Consider the following 2320-nt stretch of genomic DNA (forward strand, 5'->3'; position numbering starts at 1 on the left):
CCGGCCAGCGGCCCGCCGTCAACGTGGGCCTGTCCGTGTCCCGTGTGGGCGGCGCGGCCCAGACCCGGGCCATCAAAAAGACCGCCGGCACCCTGCGCATCGACCTGGCCCGGTTCCGGGAGCTGGAGGTGTTCACCCAGTTCGCCTCCGACCTGGATCCCGCCACCCAGCAGGCCCTGGATCACGGCCGCCGCCTGCTGGAGCTGCTCAAGCAGCCCCTGTACCACCCCATGCCGGTGAGCCGCCAGGCCATCATCCTCTATGTGGCCACCAGCGGCCTGGTGGACGACGTGCCCCTGGACAGGGTGCGGCAGTTCGTGCTGGACTTCGCCGATGAGATGGAGACGGAGCACGCCGACGTGGTGGAGGAGATCCAGTCCACCGGCAACCTGAGCGGCCCGGCGGTGGAGACCATCCGCGCCGCCCTGGACGACGCCAAGAAGCGGGGGAGCGCCACATGGCAAGCATAAAGGAGATCCGCACCCACATCAGGAGCGTGGAGCAGACCCTGAAGATCACCAACGCCATGTACCTGATCTCCTCGGCCAACCTGCGCAAGGCCCGGGCACAGCTCAACAATGTGGAGCCCTATTTCCGCAAGATCGAGTCCACCATCTCCGACATCCTCCACCACTCCCCGGAGATCGCCCACCCCTTCTTCGACAAGCGGCCGGAGATCCCCCCGGAGAAGCGGAAGGTGGGCTACATCGTGGTCACCGGCGACAAGGGGCTGGCCGGGGCCTACAACCACAACATCCTCAAGCTGGCGGAGGGGAAGCTGGCCAGGCACCCCGGCGCCTCCCTCTTTGTGGTGGGGCAGGTGGGCCGCTCCTACTTCCAGGAGCACAGCATCCCCATCGACGTGGAGTTCCTCTACACCGCCCAGAACCCCACCGTGCCCCGGGCCCGGGACATCGCCGAGTCCATGATGGATCTGTTCCTGGAGGGCAGCCTGGACGACGTGTACGTGCTCTTCACCAGGCTGGTCACCTCCTTTGACATGGAGCCCACCGTCCACAAGCTGCTCCCCCTGGATCCCGACGTGTTCCCGGAGTACGAGGCCAACCGGGACGCCTACAACCGGGACGTGACCTACGTGCCGTCGGTGAAGGCGGTCATGGATCGGCTGGTGCCCTCCTATGTGTCCGGCGATCTGTTCGGCGCGCTGGTGGAGTCCTACTGCTCCGAGCAGAACGCCCGCATGACCGCCATGAAGTCCTCCAGCGACAACGCCCGGGCCATGCTTCAGACCCTGAACCTGTCCTTCAACCGGGCCCGCCAGGCGGCCATCACCCAGGAGATCACGGAGGTGGTGGGCGGCGCCCAGGCGGCTTTATAGCGCCCCCGCAGTCCGACGGGTCGGGCCGGCGGCGCGTCAGGGATGCCGCGCCCTACAGATCCGGCGCGGCCCGCTCCCACACAAACCGTAGGGGCGACCTGCGGTCGCCCGTCCTGATCAAACGAACAGACTGAACGCCCGAAAGGGGATTTTTCGATATGAGTGCAAACAAGGGAACCATTGTACAGGTCATGGGGCCTGTGGTGGATGTGGCCTTCCCCGGCGGCTCTCTGCCGGAGCTGAAGGAGGCCCTGGAGGTGGAGCTGGACGGCCGCCGGGAGGTCATGGAGGTGGCCCAGCACGTGGGCGGCGACACGGTGCGCTGCATCATGCTCTCCCCCAGTGAGGGGCTGGGCCGCGGCATGACCGTCACCGCCACCGGCGCCCCCATCTCCGTCCCCGTGGGGGACGGGGTGCTGGGCCGCATGTTCAACGTGCTGGGCGACGCCATCGACGGCAAGGGGCCGGTGGAGGGGGCCGAGAAGTGGTCCATCCACCGCCAGCCCCCGGACTTTGCCAAGCAGCGCCCGGTGGTGGACATCTTCGAGACCGGCATCAAGGTCATCGATCTGCTGGCCCCCTACGCCAAGGGCGGCAAGATCGGCCTGTTCGGCGGCGCCGGCGTGGGCAAGACCGTGCTGATCCAGGAGCTGATCCACAACATCGCCACCGAGCACGGCGGCTACTCCATCTTCACCGGCGTGGGGGAGCGCACCCGGGAGGGCAACGACCTGTGGCGGGAGATGACCGAGTCCGGCGTCATTGAAAAGACCGCCCTGGTCTTCGGTCAGATGAACGAGCCCCCCGGAGCCCGCATGCGGGTGGCCCTGACCGGCCTGACCATGGCGGAGTACTTCCGGGACAGGGAGAAGCAGAACGTGCTGCTCTTCATCGACAACATCTTCCGCTATGTCCAGGCCGGCAGCGAGGTCTCCGCCCTGATGGGCCGGATGCCCTCCGCCGTGGGTTACCAGCCCACCC

At 67.2% G+C, this 2320-nt stretch carries 2 protein-coding genes and 1 pseudogene; all 3 read left to right on the plus strand.

Annotation, left to right across the window (positions count from 1 at the left end; all coding sequences use genetic code 11):
* Positions 1–470: pseudogene (locus QZ378_RS12725) on the plus strand (F0F1 ATP synthase subunit alpha); the annotation flags it as partial.
* Positions 458–1339, plus strand: coding sequence for an ATP synthase F1 subunit gamma (gene atpG, locus QZ378_RS12730; protein ID WP_291258535.1), 882 nt, complete (start codon positions 458–460; stop codon positions 1337–1339). The pseudogene QZ378_RS12725 and the gene atpG, both read left to right, overlap by 13 nt.
* Before the next feature lie 158 nt (positions 1340–1497).
* Positions 1498–2320 (plus strand): F0F1 ATP synthase subunit beta (gene atpD / locus QZ378_RS12735; RefSeq protein ID WP_291258536.1); only part of this gene is annotated, 823 nt, incomplete at its 3' end.

This window comes from Flavonifractor sp., assembly GCF_019422385.1.
In the GTDB taxonomy this organism is placed as follows: domain Bacteria; phylum Bacillota; class Clostridia; order Oscillospirales; family Oscillospiraceae; genus Flavonifractor; species Flavonifractor avistercoris.